The sequence below is a fragment of the Psychromonas arctica genome, assembly GCF_038155225.1.
GTDB classification, from domain to species: Bacteria; Pseudomonadota; Gammaproteobacteria; order Enterobacterales; family Psychromonadaceae; genus Psychromonas; species Psychromonas arctica_B.
In genome coordinates this window covers 1-217 of the sequence record NZ_JBAKBA010000328.1, presented here as the reverse complement: position 1 = coordinate 217, position 217 = coordinate 1, and the positions used below count along the sequence as shown (strand labels likewise).

General features: G+C 41.0%; 1 protein-coding gene. It reads left to right on the top strand.

The annotated features are described in order from the left end of the window. Positions 1-217, top strand: a 217-nt coding sequence (locus V6255_RS18695; protein WP_341629451.1) for a LysM peptidoglycan-binding domain-containing protein, incomplete at both ends; no start/stop codon positions are given.

Below are 217 nucleotides of genomic sequence, written 5' to 3'. Positions count from 1 at the left end.
AAAACAGTGTAAATGTTAGTACAGTTAAAACGGTAGTTAAAGCACCTGAACCTACTCACCTTAAAGTTAAAAGCGGCGAGTCTCTGTCTGTTATTGCCAAACGATATGGCAGCACTGCTAAACAGTTTCAAGCGTATAACAATCTGAGCTCTTCGCGATTACTTGAGGGGCAGACTTTAAGAATCCCAAGTTCAAATTATATAGTGCCCACTCGTCC